Here is a 26087-nt window from a genome sequence, read left to right as displayed (position 1 = left end):
GGAGGGCGATGCGTATGCTGATTTTCTTTAGAGAAATCCGTCTTCTGCCAGCTCATTATAAATCAAATCGAAGTCGATTTCACACTTTCCTTCGCTGATGCCGACTGGAATCTGATCGTGAAAACCATAGATGAAGATGTCGTCCTCTGCGAGATCCTTGAAATAATAGAGGATGATTTTCTGCCGTTCCGGGTCGATCAGCCAGTACTCGCGTACACCTGCGCTTTCGTACTTCAGTTTCTTGATTTCCTGGTCGTACTTCCGGTTCGATGGCGAGAGGATTTCCATGACGAGGTCCGGGGCACCATCGATGTAGCGGTACTGCAGCATTGACCTGTCACAGAAGAGGATGATGTCCGGGGAAACCATCGTCTGGTCGTCGCGGTCGAGGCGCACGCCGACATCCGAAACCATGACCTTACAAGGCACTTTATGGCGATCGATGCAGGCCCAGAGCTGACGGTAGATGCCCTGCATGATCAGTACATGCGGAATCGACGGTTGCGACATCTCATAGATGTACCCATCGATGAGCTCAAAGCGCTTATCCTTCGGCAGTGATTCGAGATCTGAAATCGTAAAATTTCCCTGCAGTTTCTCTGCAGCGCTCTGATCACCATACCCGCCGGCGTACTCGCGCAGTGCCTGATCCGGAACGAGATTCGTATAGTGCACGGTGTTCCTGTGCGTCCGGTGGAACTGGGACGGGGCGAGCACCAGTGTCAGTCGCTCGATCGTCTCCAGCCGTGGAGCCTTCGTGTAGCCACCGAAAATCTTTCGTATCGTTCCGACCGGTACCCCGCTCAGCTCGGACAGCTTCTCGTAGCTGAAGCCCAGCTCGCGTCGTCGCGCACACATCTCTTCAAGCGTCATAGTGATGATCTCCCTTCGTTCGGATATTCGGGTATTCATAAGTCTGGATAAACATATAATTCAGCTTCAGATATTCATATTATACTATGGAACGGATAAAATGGGTACTATAAGAATAATATACGAGCGGTATACGGATAGTTAATTACGGATTGTGAGCGGATACGGAGAAGAAACGGTAGGGGCAATGATACAGCATGACAGGAGAAGTCGGGACGCCCTGTAAGCCCCCCTTGACTTTTCTGTGGTCAGGAAATAAACTATAGAAAGTTTGATTTTCTTCCATATAATGTGGTGGAGCGTCAGACAGCCTATAGTGAATAAATACATGGAAGGTGTTCAGTAGTTCAGAATCGTTTCTCCTGAGAGAGTGACCGTGACACGCTGCGAGCGGTCTGAGAAATCTCTGATACGAATTTTCGCACTGGAGTTGTCCGGGGGAAGGCCTGCGTAAAGGCGCGGTGCTGGTAGTTCGGAACGTGGATGCGCGTTAAGCATAGTGAGTGCCTGTGGGTGAAGCTTCGTGACGATGTCGTGACGGAAGCATTGGCTGCGGGAACAAGGGTGGTACCGCGATGATTCGTCCCTGTGTGTCGTAAGACATGCAGGGATTTTTTTATCATGAAGGAGAGAAGAATGGATAATTCAAAGCTTGAAGAGCTGAAAAAGCTTGCGCAGGAGAGTATCCGCGAAGCGCAGGACACGAATGCACTGAATGATGTGCGTGTTCGTTTCCTTGGTAAGAAGGGTGAGATCACCTCGCTGCTGAAGTCCATGAAGGATCTGAGCGCAGAGGAGAAGCCGAAGTTCGGTCAGCTGGTCAATGCACTTCGCCAGCAGGTCGAGGAGGAGCTTCAGGAGCATATGACGGAGCTTCAGAAGAAGGCACGTGAGGCGAAGATGGCAGCCGAGACGATCGATGTGACGCTGCCGGCGAAGAAGATGCAGTATGGTCACGCGCATCCGAATACGAAGGCCCTTGAGGAGGTCGAGCGTATCTTCATCGGTATGGGCTATGAGGTCGTCGAGGGTCCGGAGGTCGAGTACGACGAGTACAACTTCGAGAAGCTGAACATCCCGAAGGGCCACCCGGCGAGAGATGAGCAGGATACCTTCTATATCGGAAACAATATCCTGCTTCGTACACAGACGTCGTCCGTACAGGCGCGTGTGATGGAGAAGGGCAAGCTTCCGATCCGTATGATCTGTCCGGGCCGTGTATTCCGTTCGGACGCCGTGGATGCTACCCACTCCCCGTCCTTCCATCAGATCGAGGGTCTCGTCATCGATAAGCACGTGACCTTCGCAGATCTGAAGGGCACCCTCGATACCTTCGCGAAGGAGCTGTTCGGACCGGAGACGAAGACCAAGCTTCGTCCGCACCACTTCCCGTTCACGGAGCCGTCGGCAGAGGTCGATGTGAGTTGCTTCAAGTGCGGTGGCAAGGGCTGCCGTTTCTGTAAGGGTGAGGGCTGGATCGAGATCCTCGGCTGCGGTATGGTACACCCGCACGTACTCGAGATGTGCGGTATCGATCCGAACGAGTACCAGGGCTTCGCCTTCGGTGTGGGCCTCGAGCGTATCGCGCTGCTCAAGTATGAAATCGATGACATGCGTCTTCTCTATGAGAATGATACACGTTTTCTGAATCAGTTCTAAGAAGGGGAGGAAATAGCATGAATACATCCATGAACTGGATCAAGGAGTATGTTCCGGATCTCGACTGTACACCGAAGGAGTGGACAGATGCCATGACGCTGACCGGTACGAAGGTCGAGACCTGCACCATTTTAAATAAGAACCTCGATAAGATCGTGACCGGACAGATCAAGTCCATCGAGCCGCATCCAGATGCGACGAAGCTTGTCATCTGCCAGGTCGATGTCGGTGCGTCCGAGCTTATCCAGATCGTCACCGGTGCGTCGAACATGAAAGTCGGCGATGTGGTGCCGGTCGTGCTCGACGGTGGTAAGGTCGCCGGCGGACATGACGGCGGTGCGCTTCCGGAGGATGGCATCGAGATCCATGCTGGTAAGCTGCGTGGCGTAGAATCCTACGGTATGATGTGCTCCATCGAGGAGCTCGGCTCCAGCCGTGAGTTCTATCCGGAGGCACCGGAGTCTGGTCTCTACATCTTCCCGGAGGGCACCGCGGTCGGCCAGGATGCGCCGACGCTGCTCGGACTGAACGACGCGATCCACGAGTATGAGATCACCTCAAACCGTGTGGACTGCTACAGTGTGATCGGTATCGCACGTGAAGCTGCGGCGACCTTCGGCAAGTGCTTCCATATGCCGGCAGAGGAGAAGTCGGGCAATGCTGAGGATATCCACGATTACCTCAAGGTGTCCGTCGAGGATACGGATCTCTGTCCGCGCTATACTGCACGCATGGTGAAGAACATCCAGCTCGCACCATCACCGAAGTGGATGCAGATCCGCCTTGCGAGTGCCGGTATCCGTCCGATCAACAACATCGTCGACATCACGAACTATGTGATGCTCGAGTACGGTCAGCCGATGCACAGCTATGACTACGATAAGATCCGTGGCCACGAGATCATCGTGAAGCGCGCACAGGACGGTGACGAGTTCGAGACCCTCGACGGTCAGATGAGAACCCTCGATCACAGCATCCTGACGATCTGCGATGCAGAGGGCGCGATCGGCCTCGCCGGCATCATGGGCGGGGAGAACTCGAAGATCACCGACGATGTGAAGACCATGGTCTTTGAGGCTGCGACCTTCGACGGTACCAACATCCGCTTAAGTGCTCGTAAGGTCGGCAACCGTACGGATGCGTCCGGCTACTTCGAGAAGGGCCTCGACCCGAACCTCGCAGAGTCTGCCATCAATCGTGCATGTGCCCTGATCGAGCAGCTCGGCGCCGGTGAGGTGGTCGGTGGGATCATCGACGTCTATCCGGTGAAGCGGGAGCCGTCGGTCGTGGTCTGCAAGGCATCCGAGATCAATCACCTGATCGGCTTCGACCTCACGGCAGAGCAGATGAAGGCTTACCTCGAGAAGATCGAGCTCTCGACCGAGATCGGTGCGGATGGCGACACCCTGACCGTGACCGCGCCGACCTTCCGTCAGGATATCCACCGCATGTGTGACGTCGCGGAGGAGGTTCTCCGTTTCTACGGTTATGCGAATGTCTCCATGACCCTTCCGTCCGGCGGGGATGTGGCAGGCGGTCTGGCACCGGACCTCGCGGTCAATGAGCGTGTACGTCACTACGCACAGGCGCTCGGCTATTCCCAGGCCTTCATGTACAGCTTCGAGTCCCCGAAGGTATATGATAAGCTCCTGTTCCCGGCCGATGCGATGGAGCGTCAGCAGGTGAAGATTCTGAACCCGCTCGGTGAGGACTTCTCGGTGATGCGTACGTCCAGCATGAACGGTATGCTGACATCCCTCAGCACGAACTATAACCGCCGCAATCGTGATGCACGTCTCTATGAGATGGCGTCCATCTACATCCCGAAGGCACTGCCGCTGACGGAGCTTCCAGATGAGCGTATGACGCTGACCCTCGGTGAGATCGGCGAGGGCGATTTCTTCACGATGAAGGGTGATGTCGAGGTGATCCTGAACCAGCTCGGCCTCACGGGCCGCTACCACTATGATGCAGCCGGCTGTGCGAAGCCGTTCCTGCACCCGGGCAGACGCGCAAATATCATCTACGATGGTCATGTGATCGGTTACCTCGGTGAGGTTCACCCGGAGGTTCTTGAGAACTACGCGATCGGCGAGGCGGCGTATGTCGCGGTCGTCGATATGCCGGAGGTGTATCCGCTGGTCAATGATGACACCAAGTACGTTCCGCTGGCGAAGTTCCCGTCGGTAAGCCGTGACTTCTCGATGCTCGTGCCGCATGCCGTAACGGCTGGTCAGATCGAGGATATCCTCGTACAGCGTGCCGGTAAGCTCTGTGAGCGCGTCGAGCTCTTCGACGTATACGAGGGCGCACAGGTGCTCGCGGGCTTCAAGTCGATGGCCTACAAGGTGACCCTTCGTGCACAGGATCACACCCTCACGGACGATGAGATCGGAAGTGTCGTAAAGAAGATTCTGAACGGACTCGAGCGCCTCGGCGTAAGCCTTCGTTCGTAAAACATTTGAACACAAAAAAAGACTTCGGAGAAATCCGAAGTCTTTTTTTGTTAAGATCAGATGCGAAGGTTCGCGCCCTTGAAGTCGCGCTCGAGTTCGCGCTTCTGTTGCTTTTTCGCGAGGTCCGCGCGCTTGTCGTAAAGCTTCTTGCCTCGGCAGAGGCCGATTTCGACCTTCACGAGGGAGCGGCGGAAGTAGACGCGGAGCGGGACGAGGGCGTAGCCGTCCTCCTTCAGCTTGCCGAGGATTTTATTGATCTCGGACTTATGGAGGAGGAGCTTGCGGTCGCGCAGCGGGTCCTTGTTAAAGATGTTGCCCTTCTCGTACGGATTCACGTGCATGCCGTAGATGAAAACCTCTACGTTTTTTATGTTGCAGAAGGATTCCTTGATGGAGCACTGGCCGAGGCGGAGGGACTTGACCTCTGTGCCCGCGAGCTCGATGCCGCACTCGAAGGTCTCATCCACGAAGTAGTCGTGGTAGGCCTTCTTGTTGTTTGCGATGAGCTTGGTGCCTTCTTCTTTTCCATGATTTGCCATGATAGTACCTCTGTGCTTACTGATGAACAGTCCTAGTATGACAGGAATTTTACAGAATTTCAATCAACCTGTGGTTTCTCACGCCTCGCTGTCTTCCGGGCCCAGGAGCTGGAAGTCGATGGTACGTGTGAGTTTGTCTGCATTGAGCACCCGTACACGGACGTGGGCACCGAGACGATAGGTACGGCCGGTGCGTTCACCGACCAGCTCGTACTTGTCTTCGCGGAAGATGTAGTAGTCGGAGTTCATGAGGCGGACAGCACACATGCCTTCGACGGTGTTCGGGAGCTGGACATAGATGCCGTAGTTCGTGATGCCGGAGATGACGCCGTCGAACTCCTCATCGATGTGGTGACGCATCCACTCGCATTCCTTCAGCTTGTCGGTCTCGCGCTCCGCTTCGTCAGCGCGGCGCTCGAGGGTGGAAGAGCGGTCGGCGACGGCCGGGAGCAGGTTCTTATAGTGCTCGAGGCGGCGCTTGTCGAGCTCACCGCGGAGGTCCTCCTTGATGATGCGGTGGATCTGGAGGTCCGGATAGCGTCGGATCGGGGAGGTGAAGTGACAGTAGTACTTCGCCGCGAGGCCGAAGTGTCCGGAGCACTCGGTGGAGTAGCGGGCCTGCTTGAGGGAGCGGAGGGTCATTGTCTTGATGATCGGCTCCTCCGGAGTGCCGACGATGGCATCGAGGAGCTTCTGCACCTCCTTCGGGCGGATGCTTTCGTCATCGCGGATACGGATGAAGTGGCCGAAGTTCTCGATGGCGAGGCTGAGCTGCTGGAACTTCTCGGCATCCGGCTTCTCGTGTACGCGGAAGACGAACGGAACCTGCTGCCAAAAGAAGTCCTCGGCGACGGTTTCATTGGCCGCGAGCATGAAGTCCTCGATCAGCATGTGGGCTTCGTTTCGCTCGTATGGGTGAATGTCGGTGACGTGGCCCTGTGCATCGAGGATGATCTTCGTCTCCGGGAAGTCGAAGTCGATGCCACCACGCTCATAGCGGCGCTTGCGGAGGAGCTGCGACAGCTCGTACATGCGCTCGAGCAGCGGCTTATACGGAAGATAGGAGGCGATGTCCTCGCCGTTCGTGAGCTCCGTGTTCGTGAGGATCGCGTGCACGCCGCTGTAGCTCATGCGCTTGTCGGAGCGGATGACGGACTCACAGATCTCGTGGTTCAGAATCCTGCCGCTGGCGTCGATGTCCATGACGCAGGAGAGGGTCAGGCGATCCTCCTCCGGGTTCAGGGAGCAGATGCCGTTGCAGAGCACACGTGGCAGCATCGGGATCACACGGTCCGTGAGGTAGACGGAGGTGCCGCGGTTCAGGGCTTCCTGATCGATCAGCGAGTGCTCCTTCACATATTCCGTGACATCCGCGATGTGGACATAGAGGCGGTACTGCTTCGTCGCCTCGTCATACTCGAGGGAAACGGCGTCGTCGAGGTCCTTCGCGTCCTCACCGTCGATGGTGATGGTGGTAAGCGGACGGAAGTCGTGCTGCCGGCGACGCGCGATGGTGTCCTCCGGTACGGTCTCCGGGATCGCCTGGGCAGCGCGCATGATGTCCTTCGGAAAGGCTTCCGGGAGCCCGTATGCCCGGACGATGGAGAGAATGTCGACGCCCGGATCATTGACATGGCCGAGAATCTCGGTGATGACACCCTCCGGACTGTGTTTCTCATCCCCGTAGTTCACGATCTTCACGACGACCTTGTGTCCGTTTACGGCGTGCATGTCCTTACCCTGCGGGATGTAGATGTCCTTCAGGATCCGCTGGTTGTCCGGCTCGACGAAGCCGACGGATTTATTCTTATGATAAAAGCCGACGATTTCCTTATTGGCATGCTCGAGGATCTGGGTGATGTGTCCCTCGGAGCGATGGTTCGCGTCTGCACTTCGTGTAATGATGATGCGCACGCGATCACCGTCGAGCGCCTCACCGACATAATCGGCCGGGATAAAGATGTCCGGCTCATTTTCGTGGCCCTCCATCGACACGAAGCCGAAGCCACGTGGATGCGCATGGAAGGTGCCGACATGTGTGAAATTTTCTGTGCGGCCATACTTTCCCTTCTGGGAGATGCCGATGCGGCCCTCCGATACGAGACGGTCCAGCACCTCCTGGAGGGCGGCACGCTCCGGCTTCGGAATACCGATCAGCATGGCCATTTCCTTCGCTTTCATCGGCTGATAGATCGGATCCTTCACGAGATCCACGATCAGCTTCGCGAGTTTTTCCTTTTGATAATCCTGCATAAGTTTCCTCATAAAAAAATAAAACCTGCATACAAAACGTATGCAGGTACATCGTATCAAATCTTATTCGTCATTACCAGATAACGTCGAGAACAAGCGCTACGACGAAGAAGAGCACAGCTGCGATCTTCGTGAACTTCTCCAGTCCGCCCTCGATGGAACGGCCTTTGTTCTTGCCCCAGTAGGTGTCGGCCATACCGGAGATGGCACCGAGACCCTGGCTCTTACCTTCCTGCATCAGAATGATAGCGGAAAGAGCAACGCCTAAAATACAGAATATAATGACAAGTGCGATTTTCATAAATCCTCACCACCTCATACATAGTTTTACAAATACCTATGAACTATAACACACTCGTCCGGAATGTGCAAGTGGAAGTTCTACGCATTTCAGCCGCATTTCACGGTGACCGAAGCCCTGTGAGTTGCGGAACCACACCAAATGAACTAAGATACGAATATTAGTACGAATGCAATATAACAGCAATATAACAGGAAGTAAATCATATGAATTCAAGCTCTCCGATCGGCGTTTTCGATTCTGGTGTCGGTGGGATCTCCGTCCTTCGGATCCTCCGCCACGATATGCCGAACGAAAATTATATATTCTTTGGGGACAGCATCCACGCGCCCTACGGCGATAAGCCGGAGGCGCGTATCCGTGAGATGTCGGATGCCAATGTTCAGTTCCTTCTGGCACATGGCTGCAAGGCCATCGTCATCGCCTGCAACACAGCGACCTCTGCCGCGGCTGACTGGCTCCGTGCGAAGTATCCGGAACTCATCATCATCGGTATGGAGCCGGCGGTGAAGTCTGCGGTGGATCACGCCGAAACGAAACATCCGCGCGTACTCGTGCTTGCGACCGCATCCACCATTCACGGCGAGCGGCTGCACCACCTGATCGGTCGCTTCCGTGATGCTGCCGAGATCCATCCGGTCGCCGCGCCAGGCATCGTCCCGCTCGTGGAAGCCGGAAAGGAAAACTCAGACGAGCTCCTCGACTATCTTCAGGACCTTCTTCGCCCGTTCCGTAAAAAAGAAGATGGCGGTGACGGCCTCCTCGTCGACAGCGTCGTCCTCGGGTGCACCCATTTCCCGTTCGCGATGGATGCCATCCGAAACGCCCTCGGCTACGACTTCACCTTCTATGACGGTGCCTATGGAACCGCTCGCGAAACGAAGCGCCGCCTTCAGGAAGCGCATCTCGTCAATGCTTCCGCCGCTGCAGGCACGATCACTCTCTACTCCAGCGTTCCCGGACAGGAAGCCGTCGCGCTTCAGCAGAAGCTCCTCGACCTGCCATTTACATACGCGCCGGAAAACTGAAACGTAGATTCCGAAGCCGGCCCTCCGTTCCACCACGGCCCGGCTTCGGTTATAGCATAGTGTGCTGTGTGTGCCCCTCGCAGTTGATTTTTACCCTTCAACAAAATATACTAACTTTAGTATGTCGACAGGCAGAACCTGGTTCGGATGAAAGCGGCCAGAGGAAGAGACATGAAGGAGAGATGAAGATGCAGACAGTAGATAAGGTGAGTGTTACAGAGCTGATCGAGAAGGAAGGACTCAAAAATCTGACACCAGATATCGATACAGACCATAAATATATCACGATTCCGGATGTGAACCGTCCGGCGTTACAGCTTGCGGGCTTTTTCGACCAGTTTGATTCTGAGCGTGTGCAGATCATCGGTAATGTAGAGACGGCGTACCTGATGACCTTCGATGCACCGGAGCGCCGTGCGAAGTATGCAGCGCTGTCGAAGTATCCGATTCCGGTCATTATCTATGCACGTGGGATCGAGCCGGACAGCTGCATGATCGATGCGTGTCGCAATGCGGGGATCCCGCTGCTGCAGTCGACGCGTATGACGACGGAGCTGGAGGCGACGATCATCAGCTGGCTGAAGGTCCGGATGGCACCGATGATTTCCGTTCACGGCGTGCTTGTCGATGTATATGGTGAGGGCGTGCTGATCATGGGCGATTCCGGTATCGGTAAGTCTGAGGCCGCGCTCGAGCTCATAAAGCGTGGACATCGTCTCGTGGCGGATGACGTCGTCGAGCTCCGCAAGGTCTCCGATGATACCCTCGTCGGCAGTGCGCCGGATATCACACGTCACTTCATCGAGCTGCGCGGCATCGGGATCATCGACGTCAAGCAGATGTTCGGTGTCGAGTGCGTGAAGGATACCCAGAGCATCAACATGGTCATCAAGCTCGCTGACTGGTCGAAGGATAAGGATTACGACCGTCTCGGCCTCAAGGATAATTACACCGAGTTCCTCGGCAACAAGGTGATCTGCTACGATATTCCGGTTCGCCCGGGGCGTAATGTCGCCATCATCGTCGAGTGTGCTGCGGTCAACAACCGTGCGAAGAAGATGGGCTACAACGCGGCGCAGGTGCTCTACGAGCGTGTCACCGCAAACATGAAGAACGGAAACTGATTTATGAAAATACTGAAAAATGAACCTCTGAAGCAGCATACGAGCTTCCGGGTCGGTGGCCCGGCAAAGGTCTATGTGGTTCCGGAGGATATCGAGGAGCTTCAGAAGCTGATTCGCTTCCTCCACGAAGAGAAGCTCCCGTATGACATCATCGGAAACGGCACGAATCTGCTGGTAAGCGATGCCGGCGTCGATCATGTCGTCGTAGAGATCGGCCGTGCGCTGGAGGGCATCGAGCTTCTTCCAGAGGCCAATGCTTCCGACGCGGCATCACCGCTTCGCGGGTTGTCGTCCTCGATCGGAACAGCTGCGCGCGTGGCGTCGGACGCTGCGGAATCTGAGAACAGTGCTGCAGTGAACGAAGCAGCCGAAGAGAAAATCTACTATCTCCGTGTGCTGGCCGGCACCCTGCTCAGTAAGGCGGCGCAGTTTGCAGCGACGCAGGAGCTCAGCGGTATGGAGGCACTCCGCGGCATCCCGGGCACCCTCGGCGGTGCGGTGACGATGAATGCGGGTGCGTATGGCACGGAGATGAAGGATGTGCTGTACTCCGTGGACGTCCTGACACCGGAAGGGGAGCTTCGGACCCTGACGCCGGCGGAGCTTGCGCTCGGCTACCGGCATAGCGTGATCCCCGAGAGAGGGTATATCGTCGTGGCGGCGACATTGGCACTGCGAAAGGGAGACCCGGCGGAGATAAAGGCGCAGATGGCCGATTTCCAGAACCGGCGGAAGGAGAAGCAGCCGCTCGACAAGGCTTCGGCGGGATCGACCTTCAAGCGGCCGGAGGGTTACTTCGCCGGCAAGCTGATCGAGGACACAGGACTCCGTGGCTTCCGGCACGGCGGTGCGCAGGTGAGCGAGAAGCACTGCGGCTTCGTCATCAACGACGGAACCGCGCGGGCAGCAGACATCTACTGGCTGATCGGAGAGGTTCGGAAGCGGGTCCTCCTGGAGCAGCACGTAGAGCTGACACCGGAGGTGAAGCTATGGGGAAACTTTTAATCGTGACGGGGATGAGTGGCGCCGGCAAGACGATCGCACTGAAGTCCCTCGAGGATATGGGGTACTACTGTGTCGACAATCTGCCGATTCCGCTGATCGATAAATTCGCGGAGCTGATCGTCGACGGTCATGAGCAGATCACGAAGGCGGCACTCGGGATCGATGTGCGCTCCGGCAGGGATCTGCCGCTGCTGAAGGAGGTGCTCGACACCTGGGACATCCGGGGACGCATCGACTACGAAATCGTATTTCTCGATGCCTCCGACGAAACCCTCCTCAAGCGCTTCAAGGAGACCCGGCGTGCGCACCCGCTCAGTAAGGATGGCCGTGTCGAAACCGGCATCGAGGCGGAGCGGAAGGAGATGAGCTGGCTCAAGGAAAAGGCCGACTACATCATCGATACCTCGCATCTGCTCACGAAGGAGCTGCGCGGACAGCTCGCGGATATCTTCGAGGGTCAGAAGGCATATGAGAATCTGCAGGTGACGATCCTCAGCTTCGGCTTTAAGAATGGGATTCCGGAGGATGCAGATCTGCTGTTCGATGTACGTTTCCTGCCGAATCCCTACTACGATCCGGAGCTTCGGAGCCATACCGGCCTCGAGCAGAGTGTGCGCGATTACGTCTGTCAGGACGGCGTCGCAGAAGAATTTCTCCAGAAGCTCTATGATATGATCTGCTTTCTGATCCCGCATTATATCGAGGAGGGAAAGAATCAGCTCGTGATCGGCGTCGGCTGTACGGGCGGTCATCACCGCTCCGTCACCATCGCAGAGCTCCTCTATGAGCGCCTGAAGAAAACGGCGGATTACGGACTGCGCATCGACCACCGGGATATCGAACGCTGAGCGGTGCGGAGCAGCACAGTCCAGACCGGTGCGCGCAGGACCTGGAACAGAAGCCGTTCGGAGAGGACGTGTAAAATATACCAGTACGAACAGTGTATGGAGGCAGAGTTGGGCGCAGAAGCGAAGACGAGAACATCTTTTTCAGCCAGAGTGAAACAGGAGCTACGCAAAAAAGACTTTACAGTCTCTGAAAAAGACATTAATATGGTTAGCAATGGTTCGAAGGATCTCGAGATGCGGGACTTCATTCGGGAGCGCTTCCTGAGTGCGGGGTCGATCACGGATCCGACGAAGGATTATCATCTTGAGCTGGTCTGCGGTGGAGCAGAGGAGGCGGATCGGATCATCGACGTCTTCCGAAGCTTCGGCCTCGAGCCACGTATCATGGAGCGGGGCGGGCATCTGGTTGTGTATCTGAAGGATGCTGCGCAGATTTCGGATGTACTGAAGCTGATGGGTGCTGTGGATGGCCTCATGGAGCTTGAGAATGTCAGAATACTCAAGGAGGTCAGTGAGAAGATCAACCGCCAGGTGAACTGTGAAACAGCCAACCTGCAGCGGACGGTATCCGCCGGCATTCGCCAGGTGGAGGATATCGAACTGATCGACCGGGAGATCGGGCTTCAGAACCTGGAGCTGGGACTGCGTGAGATCGCGGAGAAGCGTCTGGAGAATCCGGATGCCACCCTCACCGAGCTTGCAGCCTGCCTCTCGGAACCGATTGGAAAGAGCGGTGCCAATCATCGACTTCGGAAGCTTTCCAGGATCGCGTCGGAGTTAAGGGGAAAAACCGCGGGTATATAGTGTAAAGATAGCGAAGAGCGTTCGGTGAAGTGATGCTTGCATCCAGGGAGGAGCGTTTAACGCGAGTTCTATCTTCGAGGAAGGATTATATGAAGGATACAAATGTAGTAGTTCAGTTACCGAAAAAACCGGATGAGCATCCGATCGCGATGCTTGTTCAAATTGCCAGCCGCTTTGAATCACGCATTTATATGGCTGATGGTCCACGTAAGGTCAACGCCAAGTCGATCATGGGGATGATGGCACTGGGACTTGACAACGGACAGGAGCTGGTAGTCAGCGCAGACGGTGAAGATGAGGATGCTGCACTGAAGAGCATCACAGAGTATCTCTGCGGAGCGGAGGCTTAAGAGCTGAATATTACGGAGGGAGACGCCGAAAGGCGTCTCCCTTAATTTCTGTACAAAAAAGAACAAGCATTCGCGTATATTCTATGCTACAATAGAGGCATCTGTTTTTACTGGAGGGTATGATGGCCTTTACGCATTTACATGTTCATACAAGCTACAGCCTTCTCGATGGCGCCGGTCGGATCCCGGAGATGATCGCGCGCTGCCGGGAGCTCGGGATGGATTCGATGGCCATCACCGATCACGGTGTGATGTACGGTGTCATCGACTTCTATAAGGAGGCGCAGAAGCAGGGAATCAAGCCGATCCTCGGCTGTGAGGTCTATCTCACGGGCGGCTCCCGCTTCGATCGGGAGGTCGGAAAGGGCGAGGACCGCTACTACCATCTCGTGCTGCTCGCCGAGAATAACCAGGGCTACGCGAACCTCATGAAGATCGTGTCGACGGGCTTCATCGACGGCTTCTACTATAAGCCACGTGTCGACTTCGAGACGCTCGAGCGCTACCACGAGGGCATCATCGCCCTGTCCGCCTGCCTCGCCGGCGAGGTGTCACGAAACCTCACCCGGAATATGTATCCGGAGGCGAAGAAGGCGGCGCTGCGCTACCTCTCCATCTTCGGGCCGGAGCACTTCTACCTCGAGCTTCAGGATCATGGCTATCCGGAGCAGCGGAAGGTCAATGCAGGCTTACTTCAGTTACATGAAGAAACCGGGATTCCGCTGGTCGCCACAAACGATATCCACTACACCCGGAAGGAGGATGCAGAGCCGCACGATATCCTGCTCTGTCTCCAGACCGGAAAGAAAATCACAGACCAGGATCGTCTGCGCTATCCGGGTGGGCAGTTCTATATCAAGTCCGAGGAGGAGATGCGGGCTTTATTTCCGTATGCGGAGGAAGCCCTCGACAACACCCATAAAATCGCAGAGCGCTGTAATGTAAGCATTGAATTCGGACACTACCATGTGCCTGGCTATCAGGTGCCGGCGGGCTATGACACGACGGGCTATCTCCGAAAGCTCTGTGAGGATGGCCTCCGGGCGCGCTACGGCGCGGATGGCGAGCAGTACCGGGCACGTCTCGACTATGAGCTCGATACGATCGCGAGCATGGGCTTCGTCGAGTACTTCCTGATCGTCTGGGATTATGTGCACTATGCAAAGACGCACGATATCGCGGTGGGGCCGGGCAGAGGCTCGGCGGCGGGCTCCCTCGTCGCGTACTGCATCGGCATCACGGATATCGACCCGATGCGTTACAATCTCGTCTTCGAGCGTTTCCTGAACCCGGAGCGTGTCACCATGCCGGATGTCGATATGGACTTCGAGTATGAGCGCCGGCAGGAGGTGATCGAGTACGTGACCCGGAAGTATGGTAAGGACTGTGTGTCGCAGATCATCACCTTCGGTACGCTCGCCGCGCGCGGTGTCATCCGTGATGTCGGGCGTGTACTGGATATTCCATATGCGAAGTGTGATATGATCGCGAAGCAGGTGCCGAATGAGCTGAACATCACGCTCGATAAGGCACTTCAGTCGAATCCGGAGCTTCGAAAGATGTATGAGGAGGATCCGGAGACGCATCGCCTCATCGATATGAGTAAGCGTCTCGAGGGACTGCCGCGCCACAGCTCCATGCATGCGGCCGGCGTCGTGATCTCCGGAAAGCCGCTGGTGGAGTACGTGCCGGTATCGCGGGCGGCAGATGGCACCCTCACCACGCAGTTTACGATGACGACGATCGAGGAGCTGGGGCTTCTCAAGATGGATTTCCTAGGACTTCGGAATCTGACGGTCATCAAGGATGCCATCCGGGATGTGAATAAGCTGCATCATGCAGACCTGAGTGTCGAGAACATGAACTATGCCGATCCGAAGGTGTACCAGATGATTTCGGGCGGGCACTGTGAGGGTGTGTTCCAGCTCGAGTCAGCCGGCATGAAGAATTTCATGAAGCGGCTGAAGCCGGAGGGCATCGAGGACATCATCGCCGGTGTCGCACTCTACCGACCGGGTCCGATGGACTTCATCCCGAAGTACATAAAGGGCAAGGAGCACCCGGAATCGATCAGCTACGACTGCCCGGAGATCCGTCCGATCCTCGAGACGACCTATGGCTGTATCGTCTACCAGGAGCAGGTCATGCAGATCGTGCGTGATCTCGCCGGCTACTCGATGGGACGCTCGGACCTCGTGCGCCGTGCCATGAGCAAGAAAAAAACGAAGGTCATGGAGGAGGAGCGGAAGAACTTCGTCTATGGTAATCCGGAGCAGCACATCCCGGGCTGCATCGCGCGGGGCATCGATGAGGCGACGGCGAACCACATCTATGACGAGATGATCGACTTCGCGAAGTATGCCTTCAACAAGTCGCATGCGGCCTGCTATGCCGTCGTTTCCTACCAGACGGCTTACCTTCGCTGCTACTATCCGGCCGAGTTTTTCGCGGCGCTCATGACCTCCTATATGGATAACATGGGGAAGACCGCCGAGTACTTCGATGTGGCACGCACGCTCGGCATCGCGATCCTGCCGCCGGATGTGAATCAGGCGGAGATCGGATTCTCGGTCTCCACAGAAGGGGCGATCCGCTATGGTCTGAGTGCCGTAAAGGGCGTCGGTCGGAGCGCTGCGCAGGCTATCGTGAAGGAGCGGCAGCAGCACGGATCGTATAAGGACTTCGAGGATTTCGTCGTCCGTGTCTCGGAGAAGGGGATCAACCGCCGCGCCATCGAGTACTTCATCCAGGCGGGCGGGCTCGATCCGTTCCCGGGCAACCGCCGGGAGAAGATCGCGATCCTTCCGACCATCATCGAAGGCCGTGTGAAGGAAAAGCAGAATTCGATGGCGGGTCAGATGACCCTCGCGGATCTCCTCGGGGAGGATAATCAGGAGGCGGGCGAGTTCCGTATCCGCATGCCGAAGCTGCCGGAGTATTCGAAGGAGGAGCTGCTGCAGTACGAGAAGGAGGCGCTCGGTTTCTATCTGAGCGGCCATCCGCTGGATGCCTATCGCGCCGTGATGGATGCCAATGTCTCTGCCACGAGTGCGGACTTCCGCCGGGACGATGAGACAGGCACCGTGCCGCTTCGTGATCAGCAGAAGGTGACGATCGGCGGGATCCTCACGGAGCTGCAGATGAAGACCACCCGGAAACAGCAGCAGATGGCCTTCCTGCAGCTCGAGGACCGGATGGGTACCGTGGAGGTCGTCGTCTTCCCGAAGACCTACCAGACGATGCGTGCACTGCTCGCGCCGGATGCGAAGCTCTTTATCGAGGGACATGTCGACGGCTCCGGCGAGAAGGACAGTAAGCTGATCGCCGATCGGATCTATACCTTCGCGGAGGCACCGAAGGAGCTCTGGCTGCAGCTCCAGGATAAAAACCAGTACTTTGCTGAGCAGCAGGCGCTGGAACAGCTCCTGAGAGCATACCCCGGGGAAGATGGCGTGGCGATCTATCTCCGTCAGGAAAAGGCCGTGAAACGCCTCGACCGTCAGCATGCGGTGCAGCTCGATCCGGTGTTGATGGAAAGCCTCGATCAGCTTCTCGGCGAAAAAAACGTTCGAGTTTCATATAAGGTATTGAAAAAAGTACAAAACTAAACTATTATAAGTGCGAGATTGTGAAAGCTATCACAATCTCGCTTGCTAGTGTGTTTAGGGAGAATGTAAATATATCTGGAGGATAGGATTATGGCGACGAAAGCTGTGAAGACGATTGGTGTACTGACATCCGGTGGTGATGCGCCAGGTATGAATGCCTGTGTACGTAGTGTTGTTCGTACGGCGATTCACGAGGGCATCAAGGTAAAGGGTATCATGAGAGGATATGCGGGTCTTCTGCAGGAGGAGATCGTCGATATGGATACGACCTCTGTATCCGATATCATCAGCCGTGGTGGTACCATCCTCTATACGGCGAGATGTCAGGAGTTTACAACGCCGGAGGGTCAGGCACGTGGTGCCGAGATCTGCCGTAAGCATGGCATCGATGGCATGGTCGTCATCGGTGGTGACGGCTCCTTCCGTGGCGCGGGTAAGCTGAGTGCACTCGGCATCAACACCATCGGTGTGCCGGGCACGATCGACCTCGATATCGCATGTACGGATTATACGATTGGTTTCGATACCGCCATCAATACCGCGATGGAGGCCATCGATAAGCTGCGTGATACCTCGACCTCACATGAGCGCTGCTCGATCATCGAGGTCATGGGTCGTCGTGCCGGTTACATCGCACTCTGGTGTGGTGTGGCGAACGGCGCGGAGGAGATCCTGCTTCCGGAGCGCTACGATGGCGATGAGCAGGCGATCATCAACCGTATCATCGAGGCACGTAAGAGAGGCAAGAAGCACTATATCATCATCAACGCCGAGGGAATCGGCCACAGCACATCGATGGCGAAGCGCATCGAGGCAGCGACGGGTATCGAGACGAGAGCAACCATTCTCGGACATATCCAGCGTGGTGGCTCACCGACCTGTAAGGATCGTTACTATGCATCGATGATGGGTGCACGTGCCGTAGAGCTTCTGCATGAGGGTAAGTCGAATCGCCTTGTGGCTTATAAGCATGGCGAGTTCGTCGATTATGCTATCCAGGAAGCACTTCAGATGAAGAAGGATATCAACGAGGAGCAGTATCGAATCGCGAAGCTGCTGGTTCGCTAAATCATACGCACAGGAGGGCGACTGCATCTGCAGTCGCCCTTTTCCTTTTTCTTAACTTTGCAGAACGGTGAATGGATGTTATAATGCGGATGATTTTTAGAACAGTGAGGTGCGATGATGAGAGAAGATGTGGTGCTGTGTGCGGCGAATGCCTATCATCAGAAGTATTATCTGAATCCGGAGTATGGGAATCTGCCGGAGGATGTGCAGAAGGAGCTGAAGCTGATCGCGGTGGATTATGTCGAGGAGATCGGTGGGGTCTTTCTGATGTCGTTTAATGCGGAGCAGAAGCTGGTACTGAAGTCGATGCACGAGGAGGATGATCTTCGTTTCGATGATGCGAAGGCACAGAAGAAGATCGGGGAGCTGGCGACGCGCTATGAGGCGCTGTTTACGAAGCTGGAGACCTACTACCAGGCGCTGGAGATGCTGCATGGGAGAGGACGGTCTTCCGAGGAGCTGACAGAGGCGGACATGCAGGCGGAGCCGGGTGCGAATAATCCGGAGGGCCATGCGGAGGTGCGTCGAGCGACTTCGGAAGAGGTGAGGACGTCCGCGGCGGAGACATCGAACCAGGATGTCGTCGCGGAGTCGGAGCAGGGCGGGATCCGGATGACGGGTTCCTGGGACATGCCGGTGATGCCGGATGACCCGAATGCGGAGCAGACCGCGTACCATACGCTTTTTGGGGATGATTAATATATGAAAATTGGAAATGTGGAGCTCCCAAGCAATGTGGCGATGGCACCGATGGCGGGGGTGACGGATCTTCCGTACCGGACGATCCTGCGGGAGATGGGGGTCGGTCTTACGACGACGGAGATGATCAGTGCGAAGGCGATCCTCTACCATAATAAGAATACCGAGGAGCTGATGCGGACCGGGGCGGATGAGCATCCGGTGGCGGTGCAGCTCTTCGGCTCCGATCCGGAGATTATGGCGGAGATTGCGTCCCGGATCGAGGATCGTTTCGATATCCTCGACGTAAATATGGGCTGTCCGGTGGCGAAGATCGTGAACAATCATGAGGGAAGTGATCTGATGAACCATCCGGAGCTGGCGTATGAGATTCTGCATGCGATGGTAGAGCGTTGCCATAAGCCGGTGACGGTGAAGTTCCGAAAGGGCTTTCAGAAAACGGACGATACGGCGGTCGAGTTCGCGAAGATGGCGGAGCAGGCCGGCGTGTCGGCAGTGACGGTGCATGGCCGGACGCGGGCGCAGCTCTACAGTGGGGCAGCGGACTGGGAAGTGATCCGGCGGGTGAAGGAGGCGGTGAAGATTCCGGTGTTCGGAAACGGCGACATCTTCACACCAGAGGACGCGAAGCGCATGATGGACGAGACGGGCTGTGACGGCGTGGCGATCGCGCGCGGGGCCCAGGGAAATCCGTGGCTCATCCGACGGACGGTCGAGTATCTCCGGACGGGCGAGCTTCTGCCGGCACCTTCCATCGAGGAGGTGATCGCGATGATCCACCATCATACGGAGCTGATGCTTCAGTATAAGGGTGAATTCACGACGGTCCGGGAGATGCGGAAGCACATCGCCTGGTATACGGAGGGCTACCCGGACTCGTCGAAGCTCCGTGGTAAGGTGAATACCGCCGGCAGCATCGAGGAGCTGTATGCGCTGGTGGACGCGATGAAATGTTGACAAGTGGAGCTGATTTGCTTTACAATATGCAATCGTGAAAATGGATGATGGGCGGTTTCCGGCCATTCGGAAGCGGCCTGTTTTATAATGCTGATTCATCGCGGATGGATGAGCAGAAGGAAGTCTTGAAAGGAGCTATGGGAAACATGGCAGAAGAGCAGGTAAAGAAGAATTTACTGACACGTGCAGGTCTTAACAAGTATGAGGCGGAGCTTCATGATCTGAAGGTCAACAAGAGACAGATGATCGCAGAGAAGATCAAGGAAGCGAGAGAGCAGGGCGATCTTTCCGAGAACGCAGAGTACGATGCAGCGAAGGATGAGCAGAGAGACATCGAGGCGAGAATCGTCGAGCTCGAGGCACTGCTGAAGAACGTTGAGGTCGTGGATGACTCTGTCGAGGGTGAGATCAATGTCGGCTGCCGTGTAAAGCTCTATGATGAGGAGTTCGATGAGGAAGTGACCTACTTCATCGTGGGTTCCTCGGAGGCGAACAGCCTGACCGGAAAGATTTCCAACGAGGCACCGGTCGGTAAGGCCCTTCTGCACCACAAGGCAGGCGATGAGGTGACCGTTGAGACCGAGGCGGGTGATCTCAAGTTCCGCGTACTTGAGGTGGAGCGCGTCAACGATCACGAGGCGTAAGCATAAAAAGCAAGGAGAAGCTATGGCAGAGAATCAGGAAAACCAGAAGAACCAGGCGCCGGTAGAGGATACGAACCATATCGTTCGTACGCGCCGTGAGAAGCTTGCAGAGCTGCAGGCTGCCGGACAGGATCCTTTCGAGATTACGAAATTCGATCAGGAGCAGCACAGCCAGGAGATCCGGGATGATTTCGAGAAGTTCGAGAATCAGCAGGTATCGATCGCTGGCCGTATCATGCAGAAGCGTGTGATGGGTAAGGCGTCCTTCATCCATATTCAGGATAAGCAGGGCCGTATCCAGGCATATATCACCCGTGACGAGCTGGGTGAGGATGAGTACAAGAAGTTTAAGAAGATGGATATCGGTGATATCGTCGGTGTAAAGGGCTTCGTATTTAAGACGAAGATGGGCGAGGTTTCTGTCCATGCACAGTCACTTACACTTCTGTCGAAGTCGCTTTATCCGCTTCCTGAGAAGTTCCATGGTCTGCAGGATACCGATACGAGATATCGTCAGCGCTATGTTGACCTCATCATGAACGAGGATTCGAAGAATGTCTTCATCAAGCGTTCTCAGATCATCCGTGAGATTCGTAACTTCCTCGATGGACGTGGCTTCATGGAGGTGGAGACACCGATGCTGGTGGAGAATGCCGGTGGTGCCGCTGCCCGTCCTTTCGAGACCCACTATAACGCATTGAACGAGGACGTAAAGCTTCGTATTTCCCTCGAGCTTTATCTCAAGCGTCTCATCGTCGGTGGTCTCGAGCGTGTGTTCGAGATCGGCCGTGTATTCCGTAATGAGGGTGTCGATACCCGTCATAATCCGGAGTTCACACTGATGGAGCTGTATCAGGCCTATACCGATTACAACGGTATGATGGAGCTCACGGAGAGCATGTTCCGCTACCTCGCAGAGAAGGTATGTGGGAAGACCCTCATCAGCTACCAGGGCACCGAGATCGATCTCGGCAAGCCGTTCCGCCGTCTGTCGATGACGGATGCCATCAAGGAGGAGTGCGGTGTTGATTTTAACACGGTAAAGACCCTCGAGGAGGCACGTGCACTGGCGGATCAGCATAACGTTCCGTACGAGGCACACCATAAGATCGGTGACATCGAGAACGGTTTCTTCGAGACATTCTGTGAGGAGAAGATGATTCAGCCGACCTTCATCATGGATCATCCGGTAGAGATTTCGCCGCTGACGAAGAAGAAGCCTTCCGATCCGACAAAGGTAGAGCGTTTTGAGCTCTATATCTACGGACGTGAGATGTGTAACGCATACTCCGAGCTGAACGACCCGATCGATCAGCGTGAGCGCTTCAAGGCACAGGATGCACTGGCGGCTGCCGGTGATGAAGAGGCTAACCACACCGATGAGGACTTCCTTCATGCGATGGAGATCGGTCTGCCGCCAACTGGTGGTATCGGCTATGGTATCGATCGTCTCGTGATGCTGCTGACCGATACGCCGGCGATCCGTGATGTTCTCCTCTTCCCGACAATGAAGACCCTCAAGGCGGATAACAAAGAAGCACATGCGGGTGAAAAGGTCGGGGAAGAGGGCGGATCTGAAACCACCGAAGAGGCTGTTTCCGATCAGACCGGGTTCTTTACACCGAATGAGAAAATTGATTTCTCGAATGTGAAGATCGAGCCAATGTTTGAAGAAGAAGTGGATTTCGATACCTTCTCTAAGTCCGATTTCCGGGCTGTGAAGGTAAAAGAATGCTCGGCTGTTCCGAAGTCCAAGAAGCTCTTAAAGTTCGTTCTGGATGACGGAACGGGCACGGATCGCGTGATTTTAAGCGGTATTCACGCCTATTACGAGCCGGAAGAGCTGGTCGGAAAGACCCTGATCGCCATCACCAATCTTCCGCCGAGAGCGATGATGGGGATCGACTCCTGCGGCATGCTCCTGTCCGCGGTGAACGAGAGAAACGGTGAGGAAGAGCTTCATCTTCTGATGGTGGACAACCACATCCCGGCCGGTGCGAAGCTGTATTGATCCGGGGATAATAACAGGCGGAAAACCTTCAAGGCACTCCTTTTCAGAATCAATCTGAGAGGGGGTGCCTTTTTGCGTGCAGACAGCAGGAAAAGAGGCTGAAAAGCCTTTCATCCCTGTTTGAAATAACAGCCAGATGGCGCAGATGCTTATTATACGGGCATCTGCACACAAATCCACAAGGAGGAAATGTGTGGAACAGGAGTATCAGGACATTACAAGGCCAAGAGAAGTCCGGGAGGAGATAAAGTAAAGCTAACAGAGGAGCAGGCGCTCTTCACCCGTAACGAGGAGTGCATCGCGGCCCTGCGCAAAGAGCTGGAGGCCAGTAAGGGTGATGCCTTGGCTTATGATGACAAGCTCGTCCGGGACTTCATCGAAAAGATTGAGGTCTTCTCGGAGATGATGAGGTTCACCATGAAGGCGGGGATGGTAACAGAAGTGGCGATGTGATTATCCCTCTATCCCGGCATTAATAAATCTGCCAAGGATCTGCTGGAACCGGTACCATCGTTCATTTTTCTCCCAGCTAAGGCTCCTGTTTACAGCGAAAGATCCGTTAAGGATGAACTTAAAAAGCATATCGGCTTCATCTGTGGCGAGGCCGGTATGCGCCATAAGATCCGGGACAACTTTGTCATGATCATGAGCGGCAATCCTCTGGATGATATGGTCGCTGACAGATACGTCCATAAACAAGTGATGGTATTTATCAGAATCAGCGATCCGCTGGCAGGCGGGCAGGACGGTTTCGTTCTCACGGAGCACATCTGACCTGCCGCTGCGGATAATATCGAGTACATCAACAACCGTTCCGGAGCCGCTCTCTGAAAAGAGGAGGGCGTCATCGATGACACTGTCCAGTACTTCATCCAGGCTGTCAAAATGAAGTACAGATGAGCAATTATTCCAGATATTACAACGTATATGCATCCGGCAGGACTGTGGTTCCGCTGACAAAGAAAGAGCCGCTCCCTTATGAAGAGCAGATTCAGGATTTTGTTCAGAAAGTGAAGGACGCGGACTGCGTGATCGTTGGAGGAGCATCCGGCCTTTCCGCAGCAGGCGGCGGGGATTTCTATTATGAAGACAACGCCTCTTACCGGAAATATTTCGGAAAGTATGCGGAGAAATACGGATTCAAAGGTGCTTTTGCCCACTGGGATTCCCGTGAGGAGTTCTGGGGATATATGGCAACATTCCTGCATACCACCCAGCATGCGGAGGTTCGGAAGCCGTACCTGGATTTGGATGCGGTCCTCGCGGATAAAGAATTCTTTGTACTGACCACAAATCAGGACACCCAGTTCGTAAAGCTGTATCCGGAGTCTAAAGTCGCCCAGATTCAGGGCGACCATCGCTTCTTCCAGTGCTCCAGGTGCTGCACGGATGAGGTATGGGATGCCGTGAAACCGGTGCAGGAGATGATCGATGCCATGGGTGAGGGCACGGAAGTGCCGAAGGAACTGATCCCGCGCTGCCCGCACTGCGGCGCTGAGGCGTTTCCGTGGGTCCGGGGTTACGGGAATTTCCTGACCGGAAAGAAGTACGAAGAGGAATATCAGAAGATATCAGATTACATTCTCGCGCATAAGGACGAGAAGATTCTTTTCCTGGAACTCGGCGTCGGAAGACTCACACCGATGTTCATCCAGGAGCCGTTCTGGGAACTGGTGAACAGTTTGCCACAGACGACGTATATTTCTGTGAACAAGGATTATGCGTTCCTGCCGGAGGCAATTGAAGACAGGGGACTGGCTATCCAGGCCGATATTGGGAAAGTGCTGGAGGATGTAAGAAGTGAAATGGAGAAGAAAGTCACAGCTGTATGATCGTAGAGGGTGAAAAATGATGGAATATAAAGTAAACGATTATAAAGAGGCAAAAGACTGGCTGAAAAACACGGACGCCATTCTGATCACGGCGAGCAACGGGCTTTCCATCGCGGATGGGTATCATATTTTTGCGGATAATGGATCGTTCAGAAGGTACTTTGGGAAGTTCCGTCAGAAGTACGGCCTGGACTCCCTGATCCGCGGTGTGTTCACGCCGATGACGGCGGCCGATCATGAGGAATATATGCAGACGGTTCATCAGTATTTAATTGATGACTACCATGGTAGTGAGGTAATGAAAAACCTGCTTTCTATTGTCAGGGATCCGCAAAAATATTATGAGGTAACAGCGCATGTATCCGAGAGAGCAGTATCTGAATAAGATCATAATGTGAAATTCAGATAAGGGCAAAAAATAGACTGGATGAATGTGACCGGAAGAATTATACAGATCAGAAAGACCCGGGAGGCCGATGCGATTGTGCAAATGCTTCCCGGGTCTTTTGTCGTCTCCGGTATCATGGTAAACTGAAAAAACAGATAAAAAAATATACATTCTTCCAGCAGCAAAAGTAAACCAGCCCACTGAAATATCAAACTTTTCAGCTATGCTTCCAACTCCGTATAGAAAGTTGGAGGTGTCGCTTTATCGGACATCACTTGGATCTGCGGGAAGATGCCGGTAAAATGAGGCGTCCTGTTATGTATATCAAAGGCTTTCTAATCTCTCCAAACATCCACGAACGTAAAAAGGCAGGGATCATCTAGACTTACATTGATGGAATAGGACAGATTTCCTTCTTCGGCGCGGGACTTCATAATCAGTTCCTTTGCCAGGGCAGTGAACTTTTCCAGCTGATCTTTTTGATATGATTGGAAGCTATAAGTTTTAACATAATCATCCCCACTGAATTTCTCCAAGGAGAACCTTGGCTCCAAGATCGATAACTCCGGTGTTGATGTAATCCGGATAGGCTGTTTTCAGAGAAGTAGCAAGCTCCTCTGACCTGGATGGGGCCTGTTCCTGCAGCACGGAAGACCAGACAGCAAGTTTTCCGATGACACTCTCCGCGATATGCTGCTGAGTCTCCTCTGTTGAAAGAACCTCGAGCTTCGGAACAGAGCGTAGAATCTGTTCTATTCCGAAATAGTAATCCGGATCACCGTGGATAGCAAATGCACCTTTCAGATTCAGTTTTTCGGTGTTTAAAAAATCAACAAGCTCATTTGCCGTAGCTCTGGTAAAACCTGTATTGATGAGATAAGCGTCAGCTTCTTTCAGAAGGATGACTGCGGTTACATTGAAACTGTTGTCATCTGTGCCGAACACATGAATCTTAAAATTCTCTGTGGATAATGTTTTTCTCATTGATTTGTTCCTTTCTCCTGTCATCAGACATCAGTCCATGATTTTCAGTGTGCCTTTGTGAAGAAGTTCAGCCCTTTTACCGCGCGCATTCTCATCCGGCCAGGTCATAAAGGCATAAACCCTGCCATTTGCAAAATCTGCAATCTGGGATACTACAAGACCGGACGCCTCAATCCAGTTGACCATGTATTTTCCATCGCCGAGGTCATAAGAAGTATACGGCTCGTCCTCATGTGCCGGAGCGCCCTCGGCGGTCTTTGAGAGTGCGTCCCAATGCAGTTTATTCTCACTGAGATAGGTAATTACAAAGTGGTAGCCTGTCTCATAATCTACATCGACCTTTTTCCCCTTAGTAAATTCATAAATAGACATCTTTGTTTTCTCCTTTGTTGATGTTAAAAAGCTGAAATACTATTAAAAGTAAAACAAGTATTGATTTAATACTACACTTACTATATAGCATTTACAGAAATTAAAAAGTACGATTTTTTTGGTGACCAAGTCACCTGAAAATTACCGCCTGGGGAAAAATCGGTCTCTGATTTTTGAAAAAGTTCGGTCGGTGAAATTTTTAATGCGGGGAAACACAGGCAGGTGTATAATGGTTGCAGGATCGATCTTTCCTGCAGCCATTTTCTGATGAGCTGACCCGGAAG

At 54.4% G+C, this 26087-nt stretch carries 25 protein-coding genes; 17 read left to right on the top strand and 8 right to left on the bottom strand.

Features of this window, described 5'->3' with window-relative positions:
- Positions 1-27: 27 nt before the first annotated feature.
- Complete coding sequence (locus ACTQ52_RS07795) at positions 28-873, bottom strand: Uma2 family endonuclease (RefSeq protein ID WP_441982263.1); 846 nt, start codon at positions 871-873, stop codon at positions 28-30.
- Between the two features lie 636 nt (positions 874-1509).
- On the opposite strand from ACTQ52_RS07795, the gene pheS reads away from it, so the two are divergent.
- Both pheS and pheT read left to right on the top strand, forming a co-directional pair.
- Entirely contained in the window at positions 1510-2532 is a 1023-nt protein-coding gene (gene pheS, locus ACTQ52_RS07790; RefSeq protein ID WP_410043395.1) for a phenylalanine--tRNA ligase subunit alpha, read from the top strand.
- A 17-nt stretch (positions 2533-2549) separates the two neighbouring features.
- Positions 2550-4988, top strand: a complete 2439-nt coding sequence (gene pheT, locus ACTQ52_RS07785) for a phenylalanine--tRNA ligase subunit beta (protein WP_441982262.1) — start codon at positions 2550-2552, stop codon at positions 4986-4988.
- 56 nt (positions 4989-5044) lie between these two features.
- Here pheT and smpB read toward each other — a convergent pair whose 3' ends face one another.
- The 3 genes from smpB to secG form a co-directional block, all read right to left on the bottom strand.
- On the bottom strand, positions 5045-5527 hold the full coding sequence (gene smpB, locus ACTQ52_RS07780) for an SsrA-binding protein SmpB (protein ID WP_441982261.1): 483 nt from the start codon (positions 5525-5527) through the stop codon (positions 5045-5047).
- A gap of 78 nt (positions 5528-5605) precedes the next feature.
- Positions 5606-7780, bottom strand: a complete 2175-nt coding sequence (rnr, locus tag ACTQ52_RS07775; RefSeq protein ID WP_441982260.1) for a ribonuclease R — start codon at positions 7778-7780, stop codon at positions 5606-5608.
- Between the two features lie 73 nt (positions 7781-7853).
- Entirely contained in the window at positions 7854-8081 is a 228-nt protein-coding gene (gene secG / locus ACTQ52_RS07770; protein WP_410043399.1) for a preprotein translocase subunit SecG, read from the bottom strand.
- 206 nt (positions 8082-8287) lie between these two features.
- On the opposite strand from secG, the gene murI reads away from it, so the two are divergent.
- The 13 genes from murI (at position 8288) to ACTQ52_RS07705 (ending at position 22680) form a co-directional block, all read left to right on the top strand.
- Positions 8288-9109, top strand: coding sequence for a glutamate racemase (gene murI, locus ACTQ52_RS07765; RefSeq protein ID WP_410043400.1), 822 nt, complete (start codon positions 8288-8290; stop codon positions 9107-9109).
- Positions 9110-9297: 188 nt separating this feature from the next.
- A complete protein-coding gene (gene hprK, locus ACTQ52_RS07760) occupies positions 9298-10233 on the top strand; it encodes an HPr(Ser) kinase/phosphatase (protein WP_410043401.1) in 936 nt (311 codons plus the stop codon).
- Between the two features lie 3 nt (positions 10234-10236).
- A complete protein-coding gene (gene murB, locus ACTQ52_RS07755) occupies positions 10237-11238 on the top strand; it encodes a UDP-N-acetylmuramate dehydrogenase (protein ID WP_441982259.1) in 1002 nt (333 codons plus the stop codon).
- A complete protein-coding gene (gene rapZ, locus ACTQ52_RS07750) occupies positions 11223-12086 on the top strand; it encodes an RNase adapter RapZ (RefSeq protein ID WP_410043403.1) in 864 nt (287 codons plus the stop codon). Before murB ends, rapZ begins: the two co-directional genes overlap by 16 nt.
- Before the next feature lie 204 nt (positions 12087-12290).
- A complete protein-coding gene (gene whiA / locus ACTQ52_RS07745; RefSeq protein WP_441227285.1) occupies positions 12291-12890 on the top strand; it encodes a DNA-binding protein WhiA in 600 nt (199 codons plus the stop codon).
- Positions 12891-12979: 89 nt separating this feature from the next.
- Positions 12980-13240, top strand: coding sequence for an HPr family phosphocarrier protein (locus tag ACTQ52_RS07740; protein WP_410043405.1), 261 nt, complete (start codon positions 12980-12982; stop codon positions 13238-13240).
- A gap of 122 nt (positions 13241-13362) precedes the next feature.
- On the top strand, positions 13363-16848 hold the full coding sequence (locus ACTQ52_RS07735) for a DNA polymerase III subunit alpha (RefSeq protein WP_441982258.1): 3486 nt from the start codon (positions 13363-13365) through the stop codon (positions 16846-16848).
- A 90-nt stretch (positions 16849-16938) separates the two neighbouring features.
- Complete coding sequence (pfkA, locus tag ACTQ52_RS07730) at positions 16939-17916, top strand: 6-phosphofructokinase (RefSeq protein WP_410043407.1); 978 nt, start codon at positions 16939-16941, stop codon at positions 17914-17916.
- Positions 17917-18030: 114 nt separating this feature from the next.
- Positions 18031-18615: a DUF6145 family protein gene (locus tag ACTQ52_RS07725; protein ID WP_410043408.1), complete on the top strand. Its 585-nt coding sequence runs from the start codon at positions 18031-18033 to the stop codon at positions 18613-18615.
- Positions 18616-18618: 3 nt separating this feature from the next.
- The gene (gene dusB / locus ACTQ52_RS07720; protein ID WP_410043409.1) at positions 18619-19572 is read left to right on the top strand and encodes a tRNA dihydrouridine synthase DusB; all 954 of its coding nucleotides are present in this window, start codon (positions 18619-18621) and stop codon (positions 19570-19572) included.
- 146 nt (positions 19573-19718) lie between these two features.
- Positions 19719-20216, top strand: coding sequence for a transcription elongation factor GreA (gene greA, locus ACTQ52_RS07715; RefSeq protein WP_410043410.1), 498 nt, complete (start codon positions 19719-19721; stop codon positions 20214-20216).
- Positions 20217-20238: 22 nt separating this feature from the next.
- Positions 20239-22227, top strand: coding sequence for a lysine--tRNA ligase (lysS, locus tag ACTQ52_RS07710; protein WP_441982257.1), 1989 nt, complete (start codon positions 20239-20241; stop codon positions 22225-22227).
- 189 nt (positions 22228-22416) lie between these two features.
- Complete coding sequence (locus ACTQ52_RS07705; RefSeq protein ID WP_441982256.1) at positions 22417-22680, top strand: hypothetical protein; 264 nt, start codon at positions 22417-22419, stop codon at positions 22678-22680.
- On the opposite strand, the gene ACTQ52_RS07700 is transcribed toward ACTQ52_RS07705, so the two are convergent.
- Positions 22681-23187, bottom strand: a complete 507-nt coding sequence (locus tag ACTQ52_RS07700; protein ID WP_441982255.1) for a hypothetical protein — start codon at positions 23185-23187, stop codon at positions 22681-22683. It lies immediately after the preceding gene.
- 68 nt (positions 23188-23255) lie between these two features.
- Here ACTQ52_RS07700 and ACTQ52_RS07695 point away from each other — a divergent pair, with 68 nt between their 5' ends.
- Positions 23256-24059, top strand: coding sequence for an NAD-dependent protein deacetylase (locus tag ACTQ52_RS07695; RefSeq protein ID WP_441982254.1), 804 nt, complete (start codon positions 23256-23258; stop codon positions 24057-24059).
- 16 nt (positions 24060-24075) lie between these two features.
- The gene (locus ACTQ52_RS07690; RefSeq protein WP_441982253.1) at positions 24076-24444 is read left to right on the top strand and encodes a hypothetical protein; all 369 of its coding nucleotides are present in this window, start codon (positions 24076-24078) and stop codon (positions 24442-24444) included.
- Between the two features lie 338 nt (positions 24445-24782).
- Here ACTQ52_RS07690 and ACTQ52_RS07685 read toward each other — a convergent pair whose 3' ends face one another.
- Genes ACTQ52_RS07685 through ACTQ52_RS07675 form a run of 3 tightly spaced genes read right to left on the bottom strand, consistent with a single transcriptional unit; the run spans position 24783 to position 25803 of the window.
- Positions 24783-24983: a putative quinol monooxygenase gene (locus ACTQ52_RS07685; protein WP_441982252.1), complete on the bottom strand. Its 201-nt coding sequence runs from the start codon at positions 24981-24983 to the stop codon at positions 24783-24785.
- Positions 24961-25431, bottom strand: a complete 471-nt coding sequence (locus ACTQ52_RS07680; protein ID WP_441982251.1) for a hypothetical protein — start codon at positions 25429-25431, stop codon at positions 24961-24963. The genes ACTQ52_RS07685 and ACTQ52_RS07680 overlap by 23 nt, the downstream gene beginning before the upstream one ends.
- A 30-nt stretch (positions 25432-25461) precedes the next feature.
- A complete protein-coding gene (locus ACTQ52_RS07675) occupies positions 25462-25803 on the bottom strand; it encodes a MoaF-related domain-containing protein (protein WP_410043419.1) in 342 nt (113 codons plus the stop codon).
- Positions 25804-26087 lie beyond the last annotated feature (284 nt).

This window comes from Oribacterium sp. Sow4_G1_1, from assembly GCF_052116105.1.
In the GTDB taxonomy this organism is placed as follows: domain Bacteria; phylum Bacillota; class Clostridia; order Lachnospirales; family Lachnospiraceae; genus Oribacterium.
The sequence above is the reverse complement of the archived record's forward strand: the minus strand, read 5'-3'. Positions and strand labels throughout refer to the sequence as shown.

Coding starts and splice junctions, on each gene's coding strand:
- lysS (WP_441982257.1), top strand. CDS start 20,239: ATGGCAGAGAATCAGGAAAACCAGAAGAACCAGGCGCCGGTAGAGGAT.
- rnr (WP_441982260.1), bottom strand. CDS start 7,780: ATGCAGGATTATCAAAAGGAAAAACTCGCGAAGCTGATCGTGGATCTC.
- secG (WP_410043399.1), bottom strand. CDS start 8,081: ATGAAAATCGCACTTGTCATTATATTCTGTATTTTAGGCGTTGCTCTT.
- ACTQ52_RS07680 (WP_441982251.1), bottom strand. CDS start 25,431: ATGAGAAAAACATTATCCACAGAGAATTTTAAGATTCATGTGTTCGGC.
- murI (WP_410043400.1), top strand. CDS start 8,288: ATGAATTCAAGCTCTCCGATCGGCGTTTTCGATTCTGGTGTCGGTGGG.
- smpB (WP_441982261.1), bottom strand. CDS start 5,527: ATGGCAAATCATGGAAAAGAAGAAGGCACCAAGCTCATCGCAAACAAC.
- hprK (WP_410043401.1), top strand. CDS start 9,298: ATGCAGACAGTAGATAAGGTGAGTGTTACAGAGCTGATCGAGAAGGAA.
- ACTQ52_RS07740 (WP_410043405.1), top strand. CDS start 12,980: ATGAAGGATACAAATGTAGTAGTTCAGTTACCGAAAAAACCGGATGAG.
- ACTQ52_RS07675 (WP_410043419.1), bottom strand. CDS start 25,803: ATGTCTATTTATGAATTTACTAAGGGGAAAAAGGTCGATGTAGATTAT.
- greA (WP_410043410.1), top strand. CDS start 19,719: ATGGCAGAAGAGCAGGTAAAGAAGAATTTACTGACACGTGCAGGTCTT.
- ACTQ52_RS07795 (WP_441982263.1), bottom strand. CDS start 873: ATGACGCTTGAAGAGATGTGTGCGCGACGACGCGAGCTGGGCTTCAGC.
- pheS (WP_410043395.1), top strand. CDS start 1,510: ATGGATAATTCAAAGCTTGAAGAGCTGAAAAAGCTTGCGCAGGAGAGT.
- pfkA (WP_410043407.1), top strand. CDS start 16,939: ATGGCGACGAAAGCTGTGAAGACGATTGGTGTACTGACATCCGGTGGT.
- ACTQ52_RS07735 (WP_441982258.1), top strand. CDS start 13,363: ATGGCCTTTACGCATTTACATGTTCATACAAGCTACAGCCTTCTCGAT.
- whiA (WP_441227285.1), top strand. CDS start 12,291: ATGGTTAGCAATGGTTCGAAGGATCTCGAGATGCGGGACTTCATTCGG.
- pheT (WP_441982262.1), top strand. CDS start 2,550: ATGAATACATCCATGAACTGGATCAAGGAGTATGTTCCGGATCTCGAC.
- dusB (WP_410043409.1), top strand. CDS start 18,619: ATGAAAATTGGAAATGTGGAGCTCCCAAGCAATGTGGCGATGGCACCG.
- rapZ (WP_410043403.1), top strand. CDS start 11,223: ATGGGGAAACTTTTAATCGTGACGGGGATGAGTGGCGCCGGCAAGACG.
- murB (WP_441982259.1), top strand. CDS start 10,237: ATGAAAATACTGAAAAATGAACCTCTGAAGCAGCATACGAGCTTCCGG.
- ACTQ52_RS07705 (WP_441982256.1), top strand. CDS start 22,417: ATGTGTGGAACAGGAGTATCAGGACATTACAAGGCCAAGAGAAGTCCG.
- ACTQ52_RS07690 (WP_441982253.1), top strand. CDS start 24,076: ATGATGGAATATAAAGTAAACGATTATAAAGAGGCAAAAGACTGGCTG.
- ACTQ52_RS07725 (WP_410043408.1), top strand. CDS start 18,031: ATGATGAGAGAAGATGTGGTGCTGTGTGCGGCGAATGCCTATCATCAG.